Below are 22,500 nucleotides of genomic sequence, written 5' to 3'. Positions count from 1 at the left end.
AGTAATCTCTTTGCCTGTTCTATTGAAATCGTGAAGAAGAAGGTATATTCAGACATTTTTTGCTTCCTTTTATCCTTGTGAAAGAAATTTTGAAAGGGTGGATGGCTTAAAAAGAAGATTTTTAAAATGCAGCATAGCTTTAAAAAGCTCTGTTGGGATTTGTTCAAACATAGAGGCTTTTTTCTCTTGTAGAAGAGAGCTTAATTTATACACTCAAGTGAGAGTTTATAAGGACAAAAGAACAAGACCTTTTCATTGAGGAAATCTTTTGAGTAGAATAATGTGTCGCAAGGAAACGCTCAAATTCCTTGCTTAATGATTGGCAACTTAACCGTGCCATTGAATATATCTCGAGAAGTTGGTCTTTTCTGCTGATATTTTTGTTTTGTGTGCTGATTATAGAGATTGCATGGTTTTTAAATCAATTTTATCTCGATGATTGTGCATAGACGAATTGATAAATGAATATTGGCAATGAGAATGATCAAGTGTCTTAAGGGCATTTGGTGGATGCCTTGGCATGCACAGGCGAAGAAGGACGTGATACGCTGCGATAAGCTACGGGGAGGTGCGAATACCCTTTGATCCGTAGATTTCCGAATGGGGCAACCCACCTTAGATTGCTAGAAAAATTAAGCTGCTTTCATAAAAAGCGGTTTAATTTTCTAGTAATCACAAATAAGGTATCTACACCTGAATAAAATAGGGTGTAAGAAGCGAACGCAGGGAACTGAAACATCTAAGTACCTGTAGGAAAGGACATCAAAAGAGACTCCGTTAGTAGTGGCGAGCGAACGCGGACCAGGCCAGTGGCTTAAGTTAAGAAAAGTAGAATTGATTGGAAAATCAAACCAAAGAGGGTGATAGTCCCGTATACGTAAATCTGATTTAAGTCCTTGAGTAAGGCGGGACACGTGAAATCCTGTCTGAATATGGGTCGACCACGATCCAAGCCTAAGTACTCGTGCATGACCGATAGCGAACCAGTACCGTGAGGGAAAGGTGAAAAGTACCCCGACAAGGGGAGTGAAAAAGAACCTGAAACCGAATGCCTACAAACAGTCGGAGCCCAAGATACGTTCTGGGTGACGGCGTACCTTTTGTATAATGGGTCAGCGACTTAGTCTAACGAGCAAGCTTAAACCGATAGGTGTAGGCGTAGCGAAAGCGAGTCTGAACAGGGCGTTCAGTTCGTTGGATTAGACCCGAAACCGAGTGATCTAGCTATGAGCAGGCTGAAGGTAAGGTAACACTTACTGAAGGGCCGAACCCGTATCTGTTGCAATAGATTGGGATGACTTGTGGCTAGGGGTGAAAGGCCAATCAAACTCGGAAATAGCTGGTTCTCCGCGAAATCTATTTAGGTAGAGCGTTAGTTTTATTCTCCAGGGGGTAGAGCACTGGATGGGCTAGGGGTCCTCACCGGATTACCAAACCTAACCAAACTCCGAATACCTGGAAGAAATAACTGGCAGACACACGGCGGGTGCTAACGTCCGTCGTGGAAAGGGCAACAACCCTAACCACCATCTAAGGTCCCCAAGTTATGGCTAAGTGGGAAAGGATGTGAGGATCCCAAAACAACCAGGATGTTGGCTTAGAAGCAGCCATCATTTAAAGAAAGCGTAACAGCTCACTGGTCTAAATAAGGGTCCTTGCGCCGAAAATGTAACGGGGCTCAAGCCATACACCGAAGCTGTGGATTTACTCTTATGAGTAAGTGGTAGCGGAGCGTTCCGTAAGCCTGTGAAGGGAGACTCGTGAGAGCTCTTGGAGGTATCGGAAGTGAGAATGCTGACATGAGTAACGATAAAGGGAGTGAGAGACTCCCTCGCCGAAAGTCCAAGGGTTCCTGCTTAAAGTTAATCTGAGCAGGGTGAGTCGGCCCCTAAGGCGAGGCCGAAAGGCGTAGTCGATGGGAACCACGTTAATATTCGTGGACCTGTGGGAAGTGACGGATTGCGTAAATTGTAAGGTCTTATTGGATTGATCTTGCAGTGAAGGAATCCCAGGAAATAGCTCCCACGTATAGACCGTACCCGAAACCGACACAGGTGGACAGGTAGAGAATACTAAGGCGCTTGAGAGAACTACGTTGAAGGAACTCGGCAAATTGCACGCGTAACTTCGGAAGAAGCGTGACCCTTTAGCGGGCAACCGTTAAAGGGTGGCACAGACCAGGGGGTAGCGACTGTTTACCAAAAACACAGGGCTCTGCGAAGTCGCAAGACGATGTATAGGGTCTGACGCCTGCCCGGTGCTGGAAGGTTAAGAGGAGATGTGCAAGCATTGAATTGAAGCCCCAGTAAACGGCGGCCGTAACTATAACGGTCCTAAGGTAGCGAAATTCCTTGTCGGGTAAGTTCCGACCTGCACGAATGGCGTAACGACTTCCCCGCTGTCTCCAACGTAGACTCAGTGAAATTGAATTCCCCGTGAAGATGCGGGGTTCCTGCGGTTAGACGGAAAGACCCCGTGCACCTTTACTATAGCTTTACACTGGCATTTGTGGCGATATGTGTAGGATAGGTGGTAGACTTTGAAGCAGGGGCGCAAGCCTTTGTGGAGTCGTCCTTGAAATACCACCCTTATCGACATGGATGTCTAACTGCGGTCCGTTATCCGGATCCAGGACAGTGTATGGTGGGTAGTTTGACTGGGGCGGTCGCCTCCTAAAGAGTAACGGAGGCGCGCGATGGTAGGCTCAGAACGGTCGGAAATCGTTTGTTGAGTGCAATGGCATAAGCCTGCCTGACTGTGAGACTGACAAGTCGAGCAGAGTCGAAAGACGGTCATAGTGATCCGGTGGTCCCGTGTGGAAGGGCCATCGCTCAACGGATAAAAGGTACGCCGGGGATAACAGGCTGATGACCCCCAAGAGTCCATATCGACGGGGTTGTTTGGCACCTCGATGTCGACTCATCGCATCCTGGGGCTGGAGCAGGTCCCAAGGGTATGGCTGTTCGCCATTTAAAGCGGTACGTGAGTTGGGTTCAGAACGTCGTGAGACAGTTCGGTCCCTATCTGCCGTGGGTGTAGGAATATTGACAGGATCTGTCCCTAGTACGAGAGGACCGGGATGGACGTATCTCTGGTGGACCTGTTGTGGCGCCAGCCGCATAGCAGGGTAGCTATATACGGACGGGATAACCGCTGAAGGCATCTAAGCGGGAAACCCACCTGAAAACGAGTATTCCCTGAGAACCGTGGTAGACCACCACGTTGATAGGTCAGGTGTGGAAGTATGGTAACATATGAAGCTTACTGATACTAATCGTTCGATAGGCTTGATCGTTCTCATTCCCTCTATTCATTTAAACAAACAGAACAAATTAAAATAGCAATAAGACAACTTCTCTTTTCTTTCTATGCTCTTCGCTGACTTGGTGGTTATGGCGGAGCGCCTGCACCCGATCCCATTCCGAACTCGGCCGTGAAACGTTCCAGCGCTGATGGTACTTTGTCTTAAGGCACGGGAGAGTAAGTCGCTGCCAGGTCTGCTAAGCGCATAGAAAGAACTCTTCAACACTCTTTAAAAAAAGATCTAAAAATCGTCGTGTTCTTTCTGCGACAATTCTTCGGTAACGCGGGGTGGAGCAGCCCGGTAGCTCGTCAGGCTCATAACCTGAAGGCCGCAGGTTCAAATCCTGCCCCCGCAACCAGTCTTGTATTAATAAAATAATCCTTAAAATAAGCTCGACAAGAGATCGGTAGGCGATCCAATACAAAAAAGGACTGCTTCCTCTTTGGAGCGGTGTTGTTGGGGAATAATAAAAAACCACTGGAAAAAGATCCTTCTTAGATGAGATGTCCATTTTGAAGGTATGGATGCATCATGAGGGAAAATATCTAGGCCGCTTCAAATCAATGTGCCAGACGTCAAGAGAGAAACGGGAAGAGGATCCGTCTCAGATGAGTGGTCCGTTTTGATGGCATGGATGCATCATGAGGGAAAATATCTAGGCCGCTTCAAATCAATGTGCCAGACGTCAAGAGAGAAACGGGAAGAGGATCCGTCTCAGATGAGTGGTCCGTTTTGATGGCATGGATGCATCATGAGGGAAAATATCTAGGCCGCTTCAAATTAATGTGCCAGACGTCAAGAGAGAAACGGGAAGAGGATCCGTCTCAGATGAGTGGTCCGTTTTGATGGCATGGTGCATCATGAGGGAAAATATCTAGGCTGCTTCAAAGAAAAAGGGTCTTTAATAAAAAAGCTGCACATGTGGTGCAGCTTTTGTAAAGCTGGTTTTGCTTTGTAGAGTTCTTATAGGCTGACAAGCCTTTTTTTGTTTCAAAATCGAAATTTTACAATGTGTAAGAATGAGAACGTCTCTTATGACCATAATATCCAGAAATGCTGGCAATTACTGCACCAAGAAGGCTCGCAAAAAAACTCCATAATCCAATCTTAGAAGCTGTGCTTATGGCCTTATCCGCAAGCTCAAAACTGTTTTTGGCTCCTTTCTGAACAGTACCATTCTGTGAGAGAGCTTCTACCTGTTTGTTCAGCGATTGAATAGCTTCTTTAGTTTTTTTGTTCGCTGTTTGATAAATATCAATCGCACGCTCTGCAGTATTTTCTGCTTCAGCTTGTGATAGCCCATTGTTTGTCAACTGATGGATAACATCGCGACGATCAATCTGGGTATTGAGCTTTTTAACACGATCCGAAAGGCGTTCGCCGAGTTGTTTAACCAAAAGACGATAGTTAGAAGGATCATTCTTAAAAGATGTGATGGTAGAACGGAGGTCTTTGACTGATTCTCTATAAGCGTTATAGAGATTGTCCGGATTGAGGGCTGGAATATCACTTTTATTTAAAAGTGCCTGTAAGTCATTGCTGAGTTTGTTAAAATCAAACAGAGCATTACCTTTATCGTTGAAAAAATCCTCAAAATTTTTACGGTCTGTGAGAGGAACAAGTTTGCCACCTTCTGAACCAAAATCACTGATCGCTTGTTTCGTTGTTGTTGCAACTCCTGAAACAGTCTTAGCGCCTAAATGAGCTGCGCCAGAAAGTAAAATTGCACTTTGAAGCGCCACAAAAAGCATAAAAAGAGCCCAAGTCAAAAAACCGTGAAGCGCTCCTGAGTGATCCGAAAAACGACCAGCAACATAACCTCCAAGACCAAAGCTTAGACAAAAAATAAAAATCGAACTCACTCCAACAGAGAGAAAACTCTTCTCTAGTGAAAAGGGAGAAAAAAAGGTCATTTGGTTTAAGCCTAAGGCGGCTAACAAAAATGAAAAACAAACCGATGTTGCTAAAAGCGTTAGTAATCCAGCAAAAATCGAGGACCAAGATAAAACAGACGGCCTATAGTGACAACTCTCCGTCTCTAAAGAAAATTCGCCTGTAAAATGTCGCTCTAAGGGATGCTTCGTTGGGATCCGCGTTTCCATATCTCTCTCTCCTTCAATAATTCTTGAAATTAAAATGAGAAAAAACAATGCAAGTTCCAAAAAAAATGAAAAAAACAAAAAATAAACTGAAATCAAAATGCTAAAAAGCTTAAGAAGGAGACAAAATAATACGCAGCGAGTATAGCCTATCTCACTCCGCACTGTGAAAAAAGAAAATCCCACAAACAATATTGCTCAGACTTCTTCAAAAGGAGAAACCATACAAAAAAAACATAAAAATGAAAAAAAACAAAAACTGTCAACTCACTGAGCATTTTAAAGTAAGCAACAGATAACAGAAAAATAGTCCAAATATACAATAAATAAATATCAAATAAGAAATTGGAAAAGGCCTTAAGAGAATGATTTTAAAAGCGTGAGGAAAGATTTTATGAGATAAAGCTTTCTGATTATATGTTGTTTTTTAGCTTCTTTGATGGCACGTTTAGGGAAACAATTGATATCATTAAGTTGGTGATAGAGGCGATATTGTGGTGGTGTATAACCGCAATTATATAAAATCGTTGCAGCGTTTGTTATGATAAGATAGACACAGTGATCTATCAAGACACATTGCTGCTAGAGAAAAACAATGGCTATGAAACAAGAAAGAACAAAAGCCCGTTTACCCCGCGGTTTTATTGACCGCACAAGCGCGCAATTATATAGTATTGAAACAATGGTTGCTCAAATTCGTGAGGTTTATGAACTTTACGGTTTTGAGGCATTGGAAACGCCGATTTTTGAATATACGGATGTTCTTGGTAAATTTTTGCCCGATTCAGATCGACCAAATGCGGGTGTTTTTTCTTTGCAAGATGATGATGAGCAATGGATGTCTTTACGCTATGATTTGACTGCTCCGCTAGCTCGTTATTTTTCCGAGAATTTTGAAACTTTACCTAAGCCCTATCGAAGCTATCGTTATGGGCCAGTTTTTAGGAATGAGAAGCCAGGACCAGGACGTTTTCGACAATTTATGCAATTTGATGCCGATATTGTTGGGGCACCAACGGTGTTGGCTGATGCAGAAATCTGCATGATGGCGGCAGATAGTCTAGAAAGATTAGGGATTCAGCAGGAAGATTATGTTATTCGTTTGAATAATCGGAAGATCTTGGACGGCATTTTAGGATTGATTGGTCTTGGCGGAAAGGAGCAGGAGGAGAAGCGCTTAACTGTTCTGAGAGCTATTGATAAGCTCGATAAGTTTGGTTCAGAAGGTGTTCGCTTGCTTTTAGGGAAGGGGCGTTTGGATGAAAGTGGTGATTTTACCAAAGGAGCGGGACTAAAGGACAAAGAAATTGAGTGTGTTCTTGCTTTGATGGCTGTTAGTGCTGAGACAGCTGAGGAAACAATTGATAATCTGAAAAAGATGGTTGAGCATAGTTCTCAAGCACTTGAAGGTCTCTGTGAGCTTGAAGAAATGCAAGCGATTTTTTCTAAAAATGGCTATCAGAACCGTATCAAAATTGATCCATCAGTTGTGCGAGGACTAGAATATTATACAGGACCTGTTTTTGAAGCTGCCCTACTTTTTGATATTTTTAATGATGATGGGCAAAAAGTTGTGTTTGGATCTGTAGGTGGAGGGGGACGTTACGATGGGTTGGTTGCTCGCTTTCGTGGGGAAAACATTCCAGCAACAGGTTTTTCTGTTGGTGTTTCACGTTTGATATCTGCTTTGCAAAATCTTGGCAAACTTCCTGTGAAGGAAATGATAGGTCCCGTTGTGGTTTTAATGATGGATAAAGAACCAGAAGCTCTTGTACGCTATCAAAAAATGGTTATGCGTTTACGCCAAGCGGGGATTCGATCTGAACTCTATTTAGGTACATCAGGGATTAAAGCACAGATGAAATATGCTGATCGACGTCGTGCGCCTTGTGTAGTTATTCAGGGGGCACAAGAGCGCCAAGAAGGAAAAATTCAGATCAAAGATTTGGTCGAGGGAGCACGTTTATCCCATGAAATTAAAGATAATCAAACATGGCGCGAAAGTCGACCAGCACAAATAACTGTCGATGAAGCTCAATTCGTTCAAGCAGTTCAAAATATTCTCATTTCTCAAAGATCATAGAATCTTTAAGGCTTAAAAATTACAGAATCTTTAGGAACGCAAAAACCTTAAAAATCCCTTCCCTTTTTTATATCAAAAATGAGGGAAGGGAGGGAAAAATCAGGTGGGAAAATAACCGCTACAATTACCCTTGTAGGATCTTTAAAATATTTTGCGGTGAGGAGACTTCGTAAGGATCTGTGGCACAATTGTCTGATATGCCTGGCTCTTCAAACCATTGTTCAATTATGCCATCCTGAATCACAGCAGCATAGCGCCATGACCGCATGCCAAAACCGATATTATCTTTGGCAACCAACATTCCCATTTTCCGTGTAAATTCACCCGATCCATCGGGAATAAGTTTCACATTTTTAATGCCTTGGTCTTTTCCCCATGCATTCATAACAAAAGCATCATTTACAGAAACGCAATAAATTTCATCAATACCTACTTTTTTAAATTCATCATAGAGTTTTTCAAAATCAGGAAGTTGAAAAGTTGAGCAAGTGGGGGTAAAGGCTCCGGGCAGAGAGAAAAGAATAACCCGTTTTCCTTTGAAATAAGTGTCGCTGTTGACATCTTGCCACCGATAAGGATTATCACCACTCACTGACTCATCACGGACACGTGTGTGGAAGATAACATTAGGAACTTTTTTTCTAAACATGATTGCACTCCTGTGCTTTATATAAGAAGGGTATTTCCGACAATTTCGAGTTTTGTTTATATTTTAATGATGTCGTATAGTCTCTTTAATTTGCAGGTATTTTATGTTTGCGTCAAGAGGAATTAATGATCAATTTTAAGAGAGTGTTCATGCTTAAATCAAGTCATAATGCTTTGCAGGAGTCAGTATGACGGTGAATATTATTTCGACAACGGCTTTTAAAGATCAAAAGCTTGGAACGTCTGGTTTGCGCAAAAAGGTATCGACTTTTCAACAGCCTCATTATGTTGAAAATTTTATTCAATCTATTTTTAATACTGTAGGACCTCTGCAGGGAAAATTGCTCATTTTGGGAGGAGATGGACGCTATTTAAATCGCACGCTTATTCAGACCGTGTTGAAAATGGCTGCTGCCAATGGTGTTGGATGTATTAAAGTCGGTAAAGGCGGAATTTTATCTACACCTGCTGTTTCGCATCTTATTCGCAAGTATCATGCTCATGGTGGGATTATTTTCTCGGCAAGTCATAATCCTGGAGGGGAACAGGGTGATTGCGGGATAAAATATAATATTTCTCATGGGGGACCAGCACCTACTTCTTTGTGTAATGCTATTTTTGCTGCATCACAAAATTTGTCTTTTTATAAAATTGTTGATGCTTCAGAGATCGATTTAGATAGGCAAGGGACGGTATTTATCGGGTCTATGCAGGTTGATGTTATCGATCCTGTTGCAGATTATAGTGCATTGATGCAGGAAATTTTTGATTTTGAGTGTATTGCTCAAGCCGTTTCTGAGGGATTAACCTTCCGGTTTGATGCAATGCATGCTGTGACGGGCCCTTATGCGCAAGAAATTTTTGAAAAATGCTTAGGATTTCCTGAAGGAACAGTTGTTCATGGAGTACCTTTACCGGATTTTGGTGGCAAACATCCAGATCCGAATTTGGTTCATGCTAAGGATTTATATGATTTATTAATGTCAGAGAAAGGACCTGACTTGGGAGCGGCTTCTGATGGCGATGGGGATCGTAATCTTATTATTGGTCGCCAACAATTTATCCCTCCTTCTGATTCTCTTGCTATTATGGCTGATCATGCTTCTTTAATTAAAGGATATCGACAAGGTCTTGTGGGCGTTGCACGCTCTATGCCAACTGGTCGTGCTGTCGATTGCGTTGCAGAGAAAAAAGGATTGAATTTGTTTGAAACTCCAACGGGGTGGAAATTTTTCGGAACACTTCTTGATGCTGGAAAAATAACTTTTTGTGGGGAAGAAAGCTTTGGTACAGGGTCAAGTCATGTGCGCGAAAAAGATGGATTATGGGCTGTTTTGTTCTGGCTGAATCTTCTTGCTGTTACAAAAAAAACTGTGGCGCAAATTGCGCAACAACATTGGCGTACCTACGGACGTTTTTATTTTTCACGGTATGATTATGAAGAGGTAGAGTCCCACAAAGCTTTTGCAATGGTAGAACAATTATCCGCATGCTTACCAGAGCCAGGAACAAAAGTGGTTGGATTAACGGTCGAAAAAGCCGATGATTTTATTTATCATGACCCCATTGATCATAGTGTGAGTATACGGCAAGGGGTCCGTATTTTTTTTGACAATGGGGCACGTTTAGTGGTCCGTCTCTCTGGGACGGGAACAACAGGAGCTCTTGTTCGGCTTTATCTTGAACAGTATGAGGGAGATCCCTGTAAGCATAATCAAGATCCACAACAAGCTCTTCACCCTTTAAAACAAGCCGCTTTTGAGGTGTTAAAAATCAACCATTATTTAGGACGCAAACAGCCTGATATTATTACATAAACACTTTTTTCTTGAGCAATAATTTTTCTCTTATTGTGGGTGAAGCATCTTTTTGGGATCAACAAGTCGATCATAATCAGTGGCAGAAACACCTGCTTTTAAAGCTTCTTCACGGAGACTTGTCCCATTTTTATAGGCGGTTTTGGCAATTTCAGCTGCTTTTTCATATCCAATTTCTGGGGCAAGAGCAGTAACCAACATGAGAGAACGTTCCATCAAAGCGTGAATATGCTCTCTATTTGCTTGTAATCCTTGAATACAATATCTTTCAAAAGAGCGCATACAGTCTCCTAAAAGATTCAGTGATTGCAACACATTATATCCAATGACCGGCTTATAGGTATTGAGTTCGAAATGTCCTTGGCTGGCAGCAAATGTGATGCAGCTATGGTTGCCAAAGACTTGGCAGGCAATCATGGTCAAAGCCTCACATTGTGTTGGATTAACTTTTCCCGGCATAATAGAAGAACCTGGCTCATTTTCTGGAAGGTTTAATTCACCTAGTCCTGAACGAGGCCCCGATCCTAAGAAACGAATGTCGTTGGCAATTTTGAATAGGTCAGCTGCTAAGGCGTTGAGGCTGCCATGAAAATGCGTAAGAGCTCCGTGATGAGCGAGCGCTTCAAATTTATTATGAGCGGTTTTGAAAGGGATTCCTGTAAGAGTGCTTATTGTTTCGGCAAATGCTTTATCAAAGCCCGATGGGGCATTGAGACCTGTTCCGACTGCTGTACCTCCTTGAGCAAGCATTTGAACATCGGTGAGTGCTGTTTCAATTCGTGAGCGATTGGCTTCTAGAGCGGTGCGATAGCCTGAAAATTCTTGTCCTAGTGTGAGAGGTGTTGCATCTTGAGTATGGGTTCGCCCGATTTTAATGATGTCGGTAAATTCTTTTTCTTTTTTCTGTAGGCTTGCAATAAGGGCATCGAGAGTTGGTAACAGATGTTGGCGTGTTTGCAGTGTGGTGGCAATATGTAAGGCTGTGGGAAAGGAATCGTTTGAGGATTGGCTCATATTCACGTGATCATTTGGGTGAACTGGTGTTTTGCTTCCAAGAGCTCCTCCCAAAAGTACATTAGCATGGTTGGCAATGACTTCATTGACATTCATATTGCTTTGTGTGCCGGAACCTGTTTGCCAAACAGAAAGAGGAAAATGAGCATCGAATTTTCCTGCAAGGACTTCATCAGCCGCGGTAACAATCATCTGCCCGATATTTTGCGGAAGCTTTCCTTTTTCCATATTCACGAGTGCTGCGGCTTTTTTAATAAGAGTTAAGGCATAAATTACGGTCAAGGGTTGTTTTTCTATCCCTATATTAAAGTGATGAAGGGAACGTTCCGTTTGTGCTCCCCAATAACGATCATTACGTACGGCGATTGTTCCAAAACTATCAGTTTCTTGACGAGTTGTAAGCATGACGACCCCTATGATGATTCATTTAAGTTTTTTTATACTATAGATTCATCAAAGAAAAATTAAGTGCTAAAATTTTTTATAATGGAAAACAGTTAACAAGACTATTGCTCAAATTTTCCACGAAAGAAAACGGAGGACGACAAAAAGGTGCAGATTAATTTTTATTGAGAACCCTTGACATTGTAACAAGGCATTTTTATATTTACTTTATTGTTAGCACTCGTCGCAAGAGAGTGCTAACAGGAACTTAAGATTAATTCAGTTATATTAAGTTTTAAGGATATAAAACATGGCTAATATACAATTCCGCCCACTTCACGATCGTGTCGTTGTTCGTCGGGTTGAATCTGAAAATAAAACAGCTGGTGGGATTATCATCCCTGATACAGCAAAGGAAAAACCTCAAGAGGGTGAAATTATTGCAGTTGGGAATGGTGCTCTCGACGATAATGGAAAGCGCGTTCCTCTAGAAGTGAAAGCAGGAGACCGCGTCTTGTTTGGCAAATGGTCTGGAACTGAAGTTAAGATTAATGGTGAAGACCTCTTAATCATGAAAGAGTCTGATATTATGGGAATTTTGGGTTAATCCAATTTCTAAAGTATTTTATTTGATTATTTAAGACAACTCCAAGGAGAAATTAAATGGCTGCTAAAGAAGTCAAATTTGGCCGTGAAGCGCGTGAGCGTTTATTGCGCGGTGTTGATATCCTTGCTAATGCTGTTAAGGTAACGCTCGGCCCTAAAGGGCGCAATGTGGTAATTGATAAATCATTTGGTGCGCCTCGTATAACAAAAGACGGTGTATCTGTTGCAAAAGAAATTGAATTGGAAGATAAGTTCGAAAATATGGGCGCACAAATGTTGCGCGAAGTGGCTTCGAAAACCAATGACATTGCAGGTGATGGAACAACAACGGCTACTGTTTTAGGGCAAGCAATCGTACAAGAAGGTGTAAAAGCTGTTGCTGCTGGAATGAATCCAATGGATCTCAAGCGTGGGATTGATGCAGCTGTTGAAGAGGTTGTTGAAAATCTTTTCAAAAAAGCGAAAAAAATCCAAACTTCAGCAGAAATTGCGCAAGTTGGAACGATTTCCGCAAATGGTGCTGTTGAAATTGGGAAAATGATTGCCGATGCTATGGAAAAAGTGGGCAATGAAGGCGTCATCACAGTGGAAGAGGCAAAAACAGCTGAAACTGAATTAGAAGTTGTTGAAGGTATGCAATTTGACCGTGGCTATTTGTCTCCTTACTTTGTGACAAATGCTGAAAAAATGGTCGCTGATCTTGATGATCCTTATATTCTTATTCACGAAAAGAAGTTGTCTAATTTGCAATCTTTGCTTCCTGTTCTTGAAGCAGTTGTGCAATCGGGTAAACCTCTCCTTATTATTGCAGAAGATGTGGAAGGTGAGGCTTTGGCAACCCTTGTGGTTAATAAATTGCGTGGTGGTTTGAAAATCGCTGCTGTTAAAGCTCCAGGATTTGGTGATCGCCGTAAAGCGATGCTAGAGGATATTGCTATCTTAACATCGGGTCAGGTTATTTCTGAGGATGTTGGCATTAAGCTTGAAAATGTTACCTTAGATATGCTTGGACGTGCAAAGAAAGTTAACATCACTAAAGAAAATACAACCATTATTGATGGCGCTGGACACAAGGCTGAAATTACTGCACGTGTTAACCAGATCAAAGCACAGATTGAAGAAACAACTTCTGACTATGATCGTGAAAAACTGCAAGAAAGACTCGCAAAACTTGCTGGTGGTGTTGCCGTTATTCGTGTTGGTGGTGCAACAGAAGTTGAAGTGAAAGAAAAGAAAGACCGTGTTGATGATGCCTTGAATGCAACACGAGCAGCTGTAGAAGAAGGTATTGTTGCTGGTGGTGGAACTGCGCTCTTGCGTGCTGCAAATGCATTGACTGTTAAAGGAAAGAATCCTGATCAAGAAGCTGGTATTCACATTGTACGCCGTGCTTTACAAGCTCCAGCACGTCAGATCGCGATGAATGCAGGTGAAGAAGCGGCAATTATTGTTGGCAAGGTGCTTGAAAATAATTCAGATACATTTGGTTACAATACTGCAACAGGACAGTTTGGTGACTTGATTGCTTTGGGAATTGTTGACCCAGTAAAAGTTGTTCGTTCTGCTTTACAGAATGCTGCATCAATTGCAAGCCTTCTTATCACAACGGAAGCAATGGTTGCTGAACTTCCGAAGAAAGAGACACCAATGCCTCCAATGGGCGGTGGTGGAATGGGCGGAATGGGCGGAATGGATTTCTAAGTCGCCTTCGTCAAAGATAAAAGAAAAACGGGCCTACTGGCCCGTTTTTCTTATTCTTTTATTTTATAATTAAATCAGCTCACAAATTTTTGCTTTACTTATTTCAGTATATCTTGTGTCTAGTAGATCTTTTTTCTTGTTTTCTTGGATGCATGATTTACGATAAATAATTTCTCTTGAACAAAGGCGGGATGTATGACTCAATTGCCTCAGTGTCCTCAGTGTGATGGTCTTTATACTTATGAAGACAATGATCATTTTATTTGTCCTGAATGTGCGCATGAGTGGCCTCAAAACAATAATGAAAAGCTTCCCATCTCTTTTGAAGTTTATGATGTTAATGGTCAGCTTTTAGCAAATGGTGATAGCGTGATGGTCATTAAAGATCTTAAAGTAAAGGGATCTTCATCTGTTTTAAAAAGCGGTACAAAGGTTAAGAATATTCGTTTGGTAGAGGGAAATCATAATATTGATTGTAAAATACCTGGGATTGGTCAGATGGCTTTAAAATCAGAATTTGTAAAAAAAGTTTAATACCAAAAAATGATCATCCTATACTGATGATCTCTTTTTTAATCATAAGAAGAAAGAGAGAAAAAAGGGCGTCAAAATACTCATTTTTACTGTGCGAGAAAGTATACAATTTTTAATCGCTCTTTGTTTTATTATAGAGAGAAAAATATTCTTTTTTTCTCCTGTCCTATCCTTTACGCACTTCATAAGCATTGTTGAAAAATATGTTATTAAAAAATGTCACAAGTTTATGAAAAGAGCCAGTAAAAGAAAATAGAGCGTAATCATAAAATATTATTGTATTTTGGATCTTATTCGTTAAGAATTTAAGTCATTGGTGAAAAATGCCATGGATGCTAAATGAGAGAAAAAATATCTTTATATCGGGATTCTATAAGACTACAGTTATTGCCGTTGCACTTGACTTTACTGTTCGTTATTCCATTTTTTTCCTTTTGCATTCATAGTATAATACATATCTATTCTCAATTCAGTATAAACTATTGAATCAATAGTTTTTGTTGTAAAGAAATATAAGTAGATGATTGTGCAAGAATTATACTATTTATAAAATGTGTGATTAAATGTTGCATAAAAATATAAGGAAGAGTTTATGAGCGCATCAGCAACCAATGTTCAATCAAATATCGAGAATGTTGCTTTAAGTTTTCCAATTCCTGAAAATGTGTTTGCGCTTACGGTTCAAGAAGTTCATCATTATACAGATAATTTATTTAAATTTCGTCTTAATCGTCCAGAAAGTTTTCGTTTTCGTTCAGGCGAATTTGTTATGATTGGTTTGCCGAATGCAGAAAAGCCAATTTATCGCGCTTATTCGATTGCAAGTCCATATTGGGATAAACAACTTGAATTTTTTTCGATCAAGGTTTTAGGGGGACCATTAACAGAACATCTTCAAAAAATTAAAATTGGTGATACAGTTTTAATGCGTAAAAAATCGACTGGAACTTTAGTTCTTGATGCTCTTATTCCTGGAAAACGTCTTTATCTTCTTTCAACAGGGACAGGTGTTGCTCCTTTTGCAAGTCTTATTCGTGATCCTGAAACATATGAAAAATTTTCCCAGGTGGTGCTTATTCAAACAACGCGTGCGTGTAATGAACTGACATATGCGAAAGACCTTGTTGCTTCTTTAGAGCATGATCCGTTAGTTGGTGAATATGTAAAACAGTTGAAATTTTATCCTATGACCACCCGAGAACCTTCAGAATATATGGGACGCATTACCACTATTATGGAAAGCGGTGCTTTTTTTGAAAGAACTGGATTGCCGAAAATCAATCCTACAGAAGATCGTGTTATGATTTGTGGTTCGATGGCAATGCTAAAGGATTGTGCTAGGATATGTGAAACCTTTGGTCTTGTTGAAGGAGCCAATAATGCTCCGGCGACTTATGTTGTGGAACGGGCTTTTGTAGGATAAGAGAACGACCTGTTTTACAGGATAAAAGGTGCTCATTCGTTTTTAAATTTTTCCATTCCGATTGATGTGGGAAAACATTTCAATAAATTGCCTTTGGAACTCTATCTATTTGTTAGATGAATACAGAGAGTGATAAAGTATTCTTATGTGTAGCTTTCTGTAAGAAAAATTATATTTGAACAAGAAATTATTGAGTGTTTGAAGAAGGGTGATTTCATCAGAAACTTCGGCTAAAAATGAAGGTATGCATCATTTGTCATGTCTTCCTTATTTGAGAGGCGCATGTGAGTAGTAAAAATAATTACCTTTATGTATAATCATAATAAGCGAGGAGCGATGATGCTGGGATAGTATCAATTTTCTTTTGATAAGGGTGTTCTCTTTTCATAAAAAGATATTCTGCGTTTAGAAGCAAATGACAGAATAATATAAAAGAAAAGGACGAATAGTTCTTGAAATTAAATAAAACCCACGTTATGTCCATGTCATGGAAAAGAAATTTAAAGTTGCCGCTCTTTATTGCTTTGCAGATTTGAAGCATTATAGTCAATTGCAAAAGCCTTTGCTGAATTTATGTCAGACAAATGGCATTAAGGGAACTCTTCTTTTAGCAAAAGAGGGAATCAACGGCACCGTTGCTGGTTCCTGCAGTGCAATTGAAAAGTTAATAGATTTTATCACTGCAGAGCCTACATTTCAAATGCCCGAGATTAAATATTCATGGGCTTCAAAAATGCCTTTTCATCGTCTGAAGGTGCGGCTAAAAAAAGAAATTGTAACAATGGGGATTGAAGATGTTAACCCGTTAAAAGTCGTTGGAACGTACGTAGAACCTGAAGATTGGAATGCTCTTATCCAAGATGAAGAAACACTTTTAATCGATACACGGAATGATTATGAATATGCGCTTGGGAGTTTTCAAGGAGCCATTGATCCTTGTATTAAAACATTTCGTGAATTTCCTGAGTGGATTATGAAACATGAAAGCGATTTGAAAAAGAAAAAGAAAATTGCTATGTTTTGTACAGGAGGTATTCGGTGTGAAAAATCAACCGCTTATGTCCGTAGCCTTGGTTATGATCAAGTTTATCACTTAAAAGGCGGTATCCTCAAATATTTGGAAACTATCCCAAAGGAAAACAGCCTATGGCAGGGAGAGTGTTTCGTTTTTGATGAGCGTGTTTCTGTAGGACATGGTCTCGAAGAATGTGGACGCGAATTGTGTCGCGCCTGCCGCTCCCCTCTTAGTGCTGAAGATAAGCTATCCTCTCATTATGAAGAAGGTGTCTCTTGTGATGCTTGCTATAATACGCGGGATGAAAGTGATAGACAACGCTTTCGGGAACGTCATAGACAATTTCAGTTATTAAAATTGCGTGCAGCGTATCCTTATTGTGAACAATAAAAGCCTTCTTTTATATCATTTTTAAAAAGAAGAATATTTTAAGACTGAGCACTCTCCAATTTATTGTTAGATATACAGAAACAGAATAAAGGTACAAGCTTATTCTCGTTTCCGAATGATATGTTTCTTTTTTGCATCATTTTTTGATTACAAGTTAAAAAAGTTTTAAAATTAAAAAAAATGATTGAAATGAATAAAAATTGGCTTTATATGCGATGTTGCCCAAAGTCGCACGTGCCTGTGGGTGTCCGCTGGTTCTCAAATGGTGAGATTAACCGGTACGGTACCTGGAACTAACCGCTCCAGTCATTCTTGTGACCAATCAAAAGAATGAGGACATCTTGAAGCAACGACGGTGCGGGCCTTTCTGGTGTCTTCCAGCTGCTCAAATGCTGGGATAACTAAAGAGGCACACCTCATTGCCTTCAGTGCGGAATTGGCTTCTCAACTCCAATCAAAAAGGCAGACAACGTAGAACAATGCGGTTTTCGCGCTGTTTTTTCGTGGCATGCAATGCTTGTTTCTTCCTGGTTGTTTTTAATCGGGTGAGAGGGTGGATGTATGTCTTTTGTTTTTTTGCTATTGGCAGCGTTTGCTGCTCATTGGCGTAAAGTTAGGGATGTCTTGTCCCTAGGGAGAAGTGCAAATGGCAACGCAACGTATTCGCGATTTTCTTGCAACGCATCGTTCTGAAGGTCCCTGTTTAGTTGTTGATCTTGATGTGGTTCATGAAAATTATTTAAATTTTGAAAAGGCTCTTCCACAATCACGTATTTTCTATGCAATTAAAGCAAATCCAGCACCTGAGATTTTGCGCTTGCTTGTTTCTTTAGGATCGTCTTTTGATGCTGCTTCTGTAGCAGAAATTGAAATGGCTTTAGCGGCAGGTGCTACAGCTAATCGTATTTCTTTTGGTAATACGATTAAGAAAGAGCGTGATATTGCGCGTGCGCATGCGCTTGGTATTTCACTTTATGCCGTTGACTGTTTTGAGGAAGTAGAAAAAGTTGCTCGTGCTGCACCGGGAGCTCGTGTTTTTTGCCGCGTCCTTACTGATGGAGAAGGAGCAGAGTGGCCGTTATCGCAAAAATTTGGCTGTGTTCCTTCTATGGCTGTTGATGTCTTACGTTATGCACATCACTTAGGTCTGCAGGCCCATGGTGTTTCCTTTCATGTGGGTTCTCAGCAGACAGATTTGAATGCATGGGATCGTGCTTTATCGGATACAGCTTTTGTTTTTAAATCTTTGGAACAAGAAGGTATTCAGTTGCAATTAGTGAATATGGGTGGTGGTTTTCCGACACGTTATTTGAAAGATATTCCAACAGTGCAAACCTATGGTATGGCCATTTTTGATTCATTGAAAAAATATTTTGGAAATCGTATTCCTGAAACAATTATTGAGCCAGGGCGTGCGATGGTAGGTAATGCCGGTGTTATACGCACAGAGGTTGTTCTTATCTCTAAAAAAGGAAAGAATGATAATGTCCGTTGGGTTTATCTTGATATAGGCAAATTTAATGGTCTGACTGAAACTATGGATGAAGCCATTCGCTATCCTATTGAAACAGCTTATGATGATAAAGCAATGGAGCCATGTATTTTAGCTGGTCCGACATGTGATTCAGCAGATATTATGTATGAAAAAACGCCTTATTTGCTTCCTCTTTCTCTAACAATAGGTGATGAGCTCTTGATTCATGGGACCGGTGCTTATACAACAACTTATGCATCTGTTGCATTTAATGGTTTTGAGCCTTTACGATCGTATGTGATTTGAGATTTTGTATATAAGGTACCTCTCTATTTGGGCCTAATGGGGTGTTTAAAATGCGGTTTAATGGGTGACAGAGATGAAAAAGATTCATTTTCAAGCAAAAAATGGTGCATGTTTTACGCTTATGTCTGAGCAAGAAGCCGATGCTCTTCATCGAGAGAAACTTCTCGATTTGATCATGGGAGAAGAACGTAAACATAAATCATCAGAAATTTTACGTTGCGGCCGGTTTCCAGCTTTTGGGCTTTCTTTTGTTGTTAAAAATTTTCTTGATGAGCTCGTAGGAAGTGTACGTCTTTGGAATGTTACTTTTCACAAAGGGCAAAATGAGATTCAAGATGCTTTGCTTTTAGGGCCTTTAGCTGTAGCAACTGAATATTCTGGTCTAGGAATTGGGTCAGTCTTAATGCAGCATTCAATTGAAACTGCAAAACAATTAGGCCATGGTGCTATTTTCCTCGTGGGAGACTCTGAATTTTATCAGCGTTTTGGTTTTTCAAGTCATTTAACAAAAAATTTCGCTATGCCTGGAGCTTATGAAAAACACCGTTTTCAGGCCTTGGAATTGATCCCTCAATATCTTATTGGATGTCATGGTCTTTTAGTTTCAAGTGGAGACCTACAGGATTTAAGCCATAATTAGCATTATAAAGTAGCTTAAGATTTTAGAGTGTTTTATTTTACTTATTTGCTCGTAATAACGCTGAGGGTGTTTTTTCGTTTTTCATTCATTAATAAGTCATATCATTGATGCTTAAGAATACGATTAAATTCTTTTGTTGATACACTCAGTACCATAAATATCTATTACCCTTTATAACATAAAACTTAATGTCCGTGAGGAATATCAGCAGAGGGTGATATTTTTTTAAGAAAAACGGTTAAGAAGGTTAAAAGGCTAAAAAGAATAGTCATCATAAAGAAAATATCGCTAAAAGCCATAACTGTCGCTTGTGTGAAAGCGATACCAAAAAGTTGTAATAAGGCAAGGGCATGTGGATCAAACGTATAAGAATGGAAATACATGGTGAGCTTTGCAAGCATTTCAGTTGCTTGGATATTTCCTGCATGAATGGTTTCAGCTATTCGTCCATAATGGAGATCAGAACGTTCCATCATAACAGTACCGATAATAGCAAGTCCTACTGCACCACCGAGATTGCGCGTTAAATTAAAAAGCCCAGAGGCATTTTTCATTTTCTCTGGTGATAATGACCCAAAGGCAATGTTATTAATGGGAACCATACAGAGCATAATAGAAAACCCACGAAAAATTTGAGGCCAAAAGAGTTCCCAAAAACCCCAATCGTCGGTAACCGCAGTGGCTAGCCAGGTTCCCCATGCAAAGCTGGTGAGTCCTATAGCAATCATAAGACGTGCATCAATACGTGTTGAAAGAAATCCAGCTATAGGAGCCGTCAAAAACATAGCTAAACCTGAAATAAAGAGTGTTTCTCCAATCATAAGAGCATCATAATGACGTATTTGACTTAAATAAACAGGATAAAGATAGGTAAGACCATAAAGTCCTATTCCAAGCATAAAGGAGAAAATTGTTGCAATCGAAAAATTTCGATTAGAAAAAGCTGTGAGATCAACAATTGGTTCTTTAGCAGTGAAAGCTCGCCAAAAAAATAAACTAGCTGCTAAGATCATAATAATGAAAAGATTGAAGATTAGTTGATCCTTTAACCAATCGTGACGTGCACCTTCTTCTAAAATATATTCTAATGATCCCAAAAAGATTGCCATAGAGAAAAGACCCCACCAGTCAAATTTAGTTATTAGAGAGGGCTCTGCTTTATCAAAATCAATTAATTTCCAAGTTAAAATTGAGATAATAATTCCAAAGGGTACATTAATGAGAAAAAGCCAATGCCATGATAAGACATGACAGAGATATCCTCCCACTGTTGGACCAATCGTGGGCGCTAATGTTGCGACTAGGCCAACGATAGGCGAAACGATTGATTGTTTAGAGGGAGGAAAAAGTGTGTAAGAAGCAACAAAAACGCTGGGAATAATGCCTCCACCAATAAAGCCTTGGAGTGCACGGTAAAAGGTCATCTGCTCAATAGATGTTGCTGTAGCGCAAAGAATAGATGCAATGGTAAAGCCAGTTGCCGAGAGGCTGAAAAAAACCCGTGTTGATAATAAACGCCCTAAAAAACCAGAAAGAGGCAACATAATAACTTCAGCAATAAGATAAGCAGTTTGAACCCATGAAATTTCATCAGCACTGGCTGATAAACCGGCTTGAATTTCAGCTAAAGATGAAGAAACAATTTGAATATCTAAAATAGCCATGAACATACCAAAAGTCATAGCTATGAAGACTATGACTTTACGCATTTCTATGTCCTCTTTAGCATCAGTAGATGCAGTGGAATCAATAGGTGCAGGAGATGTAGGATTTTTCATGATAGAATCATTTAACTTTGTTATAAAGGATCTTTATTTTGTGTTCTGGTTCGTGTGTCAACGGTTACGGTAACACTCATTCCTGCCTTGATTCTTCCACTTTTTAACGCATGCTCAGGAATAGAAATACGAATAGGAATACGTTGCGTAATTTTTGTAAAATTACCAGTAGCATTTTGTGGTGGCAAAAGAGAAAAAACAGCTCCTGTTGCGGGCGAAACAGAAAGCACTGTACCTTCAAATACATCTTTTTTGAAGGCATCAACGGAGATATAAGCAGCTTGTCCACTTTGAATATTTTGCAATTGTGTCTCTTTATAATTTGCTTCGATATAAAGTGCATGGATGGGAACTAAGGCAGCAAGGCGTTGACCATTAACGACAAAATCCCCCTTTTTTGCTGTTAAATTTCCAATAATTCCATCAAATGGAGCACGTAGAATAGTTGAATCAAGATCACGTTTTGCTTTGTCATGCGCGAGTTCAAGATTTTTTGTTTGACTTTCTACTTCATGCCGTTGTGCTTCTAATACTTGAATATTAGCACGTGCTGCAGCTATTTGCGCATCAGCCCGTGTAACATTAGCAATAGCTTGTTCGTAAGCTGATTTGGCATTGTCAACATTAGATTGGGAAACATAACGATCCGTTTTCAGTTCCATGATTCGTTGTAAGGTGAGTTGTGCATTGGTTTCTATGGCTGAAGCAGCTGCTTTTTGTGCTTGAGCATCGTCTAATGCACTATGGGCTGCTACAATTTGTGCATCAATACGCATCAGAACTTTCTGTTGTGTATTGAGATGAGCTTTTGTTTGATCTAAGGCGATTTGATAATCACCACTTTCTAAACGAAAGAGGATATCACCTTTTTTCACAGCTTGATTGGCTTTGATAGAAAGTTCTTCAATATATCCACTTAATTTGGGGGAAATAGCAGAAATATCGCCTTGTACATAAGCATCGTCAGTTGTAAGCATATAACGCCAGTGTGCCAACCATTTATAACTAAACCAAAATATAAAAAGCACAAAAATAAGCAGAAGAGTATTAATTAGTTTCTTGTGTTTTGTTTTTCTGAGAGCATTTATTGAAAAAATTGACGTAGACATGGATTTATTACTTTCAATTCGATATATAATAAATACACTCGCACATCCACATTTTACGCACATAGCAGTGAGAAAAGCTTTCCGGATAATACAAGAGTGACACATATATACTTGATACGGAAATTTACAAGTATAAAAATATTATTTTGTAGTACATTTTTTACAGGTACCTTTT

Annotated in this window: 15 protein-coding genes, 1 tRNA gene and 2 rRNA genes (1 of these 18 cut by a window edge); 12 read left to right on the top strand and 6 right to left on the bottom strand. The window is 40.1% G+C overall.

Features of this window, described 5'->3' with window-relative positions; genetic code table 11:
• Positions 1-482: 482 nt before the first annotated feature.
• From B11cv2_RS05475 to B11cv2_RS05465, 3 genes are all read left to right on the top strand, one after another.
• A 23S ribosomal RNA gene (locus B11cv2_RS05475) occupies positions 483-3,295 on the top strand.
• An 87-nt stretch (positions 3,296-3,382) separates the two neighbouring features.
• Positions 3,383-3,497: ribosomal RNA gene (gene rrf / locus B11cv2_RS05470) — 5S ribosomal RNA — on the top strand.
• An 88-nt stretch (positions 3,498-3,585) separates the two neighbouring features.
• A tRNA-Met gene (locus B11cv2_RS05465) sits at positions 3,586-3,662 on the top strand.
• A 646-nt stretch (positions 3,663-4,308) separates the two neighbouring features.
• Here B11cv2_RS05465 and B11cv2_RS05460 read toward each other — a convergent pair.
• Positions 4,309-5,406, bottom strand: a complete 1,098-nt coding sequence (locus tag B11cv2_RS05460) for a TIGR04086 family membrane protein (protein WP_100693646.1) — start codon at positions 5,404-5,406, stop codon at positions 4,309-4,311.
• A gap of 592 nt (positions 5,407-5,998) precedes the next feature.
• Between B11cv2_RS05460 and hisS the strand changes: the two genes are divergently transcribed.
• Positions 5,999-7,486 (top strand): histidine--tRNA ligase, encoded by a 1,488-nt coding sequence (gene hisS / locus B11cv2_RS05455; RefSeq protein ID WP_100693659.1) that lies wholly within the window; start codon positions 5,999-6,001, stop codon positions 7,484-7,486.
• Positions 7,487-7,610: 124 nt separating this feature from the next.
• On the opposite strand, the gene B11cv2_RS05450 is transcribed toward hisS, so the two are convergent.
• On the bottom strand, positions 7,611-8,135 hold the full coding sequence (locus tag B11cv2_RS05450; RefSeq protein WP_100693658.1) for a peroxiredoxin: 525 nt from the start codon (positions 8,133-8,135) through the stop codon (positions 7,611-7,613).
• A gap of 187 nt (positions 8,136-8,322) precedes the next feature.
• Here B11cv2_RS05450 and B11cv2_RS05445 point away from each other — a divergent pair, with 187 nt between their 5' ends.
• Positions 8,323-9,951 (top strand): alpha-D-glucose phosphate-specific phosphoglucomutase, encoded by a 1,629-nt coding sequence (locus B11cv2_RS05445; protein ID WP_100693657.1) that lies wholly within the window; start codon positions 8,323-8,325, stop codon positions 9,949-9,951.
• A 30-nt stretch (positions 9,952-9,981) separates the two neighbouring features.
• On the opposite strand, the gene fumC is transcribed toward B11cv2_RS05445, so the two are convergent.
• Entirely contained in the window at positions 9,982-11,370 is a 1,389-nt protein-coding gene (gene fumC / locus B11cv2_RS05440) for a class II fumarate hydratase (protein ID WP_100693656.1), read from the bottom strand.
• A gap of 289 nt (positions 11,371-11,659) precedes the next feature.
• Between fumC and groES the strand changes: the two genes are divergently transcribed.
• The 7 genes from groES to B11cv2_RS05405 all read left to right on the top strand — a co-directional run bounded on the left by groES (position 11,660) and on the right by B11cv2_RS05405 (position 19,438).
• Positions 11,660-11,956 (top strand): co-chaperone GroES, encoded by a 297-nt coding sequence (gene groES, locus B11cv2_RS05435; RefSeq protein ID WP_035007457.1) that lies wholly within the window; start codon positions 11,660-11,662, stop codon positions 11,954-11,956.
• Between the two features lie 56 nt (positions 11,957-12,012).
• Positions 12,013-13,656, top strand: coding sequence for a chaperonin GroEL (groL, locus tag B11cv2_RS05430; protein ID WP_100693655.1), 1,644 nt, complete (start codon positions 12,013-12,015; stop codon positions 13,654-13,656).
• A gap of 195 nt (positions 13,657-13,851) precedes the next feature.
• Positions 13,852-14,190, top strand: coding sequence for a zinc ribbon domain-containing protein YjdM (locus B11cv2_RS05425; RefSeq protein ID WP_100693654.1), 339 nt, complete (start codon positions 13,852-13,854; stop codon positions 14,188-14,190).
• A 592-nt stretch (positions 14,191-14,782) separates the two neighbouring features.
• Positions 14,783-15,613: a ferredoxin--NADP reductase gene (locus tag B11cv2_RS05420; RefSeq protein WP_100693653.1), complete on the top strand. Its 831-nt coding sequence runs from the start codon at positions 14,783-14,785 to the stop codon at positions 15,611-15,613.
• A 487-nt stretch (positions 15,614-16,100) separates the two neighbouring features.
• Positions 16,101-17,018, top strand: a complete 918-nt coding sequence (locus B11cv2_RS05415; RefSeq protein WP_100693652.1) for a rhodanese-related sulfurtransferase — start codon at positions 16,101-16,103, stop codon at positions 17,016-17,018.
• Positions 17,019-17,664: 646 nt separating this feature from the next.
• Positions 17,665-18,798, top strand: a complete 1,134-nt coding sequence (locus B11cv2_RS05410) for a type III PLP-dependent enzyme (protein WP_100693651.1) — start codon at positions 17,665-17,667, stop codon at positions 18,796-18,798.
• 73 nt (positions 18,799-18,871) lie between these two features.
• Positions 18,872-19,438, top strand: coding sequence for a GNAT family N-acetyltransferase (locus B11cv2_RS05405; protein ID WP_100693650.1), 567 nt, complete (start codon positions 18,872-18,874; stop codon positions 19,436-19,438).
• Positions 19,439-19,623: 185 nt separating this feature from the next.
• Here the strand turns inward: B11cv2_RS05405 and B11cv2_RS05400 are convergent, their stop codons facing one another.
• From B11cv2_RS05400 to B11cv2_RS05390, 3 genes are all read right to left on the bottom strand, one after another.
• Positions 19,624-21,216, bottom strand: coding sequence for a DHA2 family efflux MFS transporter permease subunit (locus tag B11cv2_RS05400; protein WP_100693649.1), 1,593 nt, complete (start codon positions 21,214-21,216; stop codon positions 19,624-19,626).
• A gap of 20 nt (positions 21,217-21,236) precedes the next feature.
• Positions 21,237-22,325, bottom strand: a complete 1,089-nt coding sequence (locus B11cv2_RS05395; protein WP_199570326.1) for an HlyD family secretion protein — start codon at positions 22,323-22,325, stop codon at positions 21,237-21,239.
• Positions 22,326-22,466: 141 nt separating this feature from the next.
• Positions 22,467-22,500: the 3' portion of a Fur family transcriptional regulator gene (locus B11cv2_RS05390; protein ID WP_100693648.1), read on the bottom strand. The gene runs 359 nt beyond the window's last position; the window shows 34 of its 393 coding nt (coding positions 360-393); its start codon lies off the right edge, out of view; the stop codon is at positions 22,467-22,469.

Source organism: Bartonella sp. 1-1C, assembly GCF_002810325.1.
Classification (GTDB): Bacteria; Pseudomonadota; Alphaproteobacteria; order Rhizobiales; family Rhizobiaceae; genus Bartonella; species Bartonella rochalimae.
The sequence above is the reverse complement of the archived record's forward strand: the minus strand, read 5'-3'. Positions and strand labels throughout refer to the sequence as shown.

Bases quoted from the DNA above. Each gene is read 5' to 3' on its own strand.
- B11cv2_RS05460 (WP_100693646.1), bottom strand. From the start codon at position 5,406: ATGGAAACGCGGATCCCAACGAAGCATCCCTTAGAGCGACATTTTACA.
- hisS (WP_100693659.1), top strand. From the start codon at position 5,999: ATGGCTATGAAACAAGAAAGAACAAAAGCCCGTTTACCCCGCGGTTTT.
- B11cv2_RS05450 (WP_100693658.1), bottom strand. From the start codon at position 8,135: ATGTTTAGAAAAAAAGTTCCTAATGTTATCTTCCACACACGTGTCCGT.
- B11cv2_RS05445 (WP_100693657.1), top strand. From the start codon at position 8,323: ATGACGGTGAATATTATTTCGACAACGGCTTTTAAAGATCAAAAGCTT.
- fumC (WP_100693656.1), bottom strand. From the start codon at position 11,370: ATGCTTACAACTCGTCAAGAAACTGATAGTTTTGGAACAATCGCCGTA.
- groES (WP_035007457.1), top strand. From the start codon at position 11,660: ATGGCTAATATACAATTCCGCCCACTTCACGATCGTGTCGTTGTTCGT.
- groL (WP_100693655.1), top strand. From the start codon at position 12,013: ATGGCTGCTAAAGAAGTCAAATTTGGCCGTGAAGCGCGTGAGCGTTTA.
- B11cv2_RS05425 (WP_100693654.1), top strand. From the start codon at position 13,852: ATGACTCAATTGCCTCAGTGTCCTCAGTGTGATGGTCTTTATACTTAT.
- B11cv2_RS05420 (WP_100693653.1), top strand. From the start codon at position 14,783: ATGAGCGCATCAGCAACCAATGTTCAATCAAATATCGAGAATGTTGCT.
- B11cv2_RS05415 (WP_100693652.1), top strand. From the start codon at position 16,101: ATGGAAAAGAAATTTAAAGTTGCCGCTCTTTATTGCTTTGCAGATTTG.
- B11cv2_RS05410 (WP_100693651.1), top strand. From the start codon at position 17,665: ATGGCAACGCAACGTATTCGCGATTTTCTTGCAACGCATCGTTCTGAA.
- B11cv2_RS05405 (WP_100693650.1), top strand. From the start codon at position 18,872: ATGAAAAAGATTCATTTTCAAGCAAAAAATGGTGCATGTTTTACGCTT.
- B11cv2_RS05400 (WP_100693649.1), bottom strand. From the start codon at position 21,216: ATGAAAAATCCTACATCTCCTGCACCTATTGATTCCACTGCATCTACT.
- B11cv2_RS05395 (WP_199570326.1), bottom strand. From the start codon at position 22,325: ATGTCTACGTCAATTTTTTCAATAAATGCTCTCAGAAAAACAAAACAC.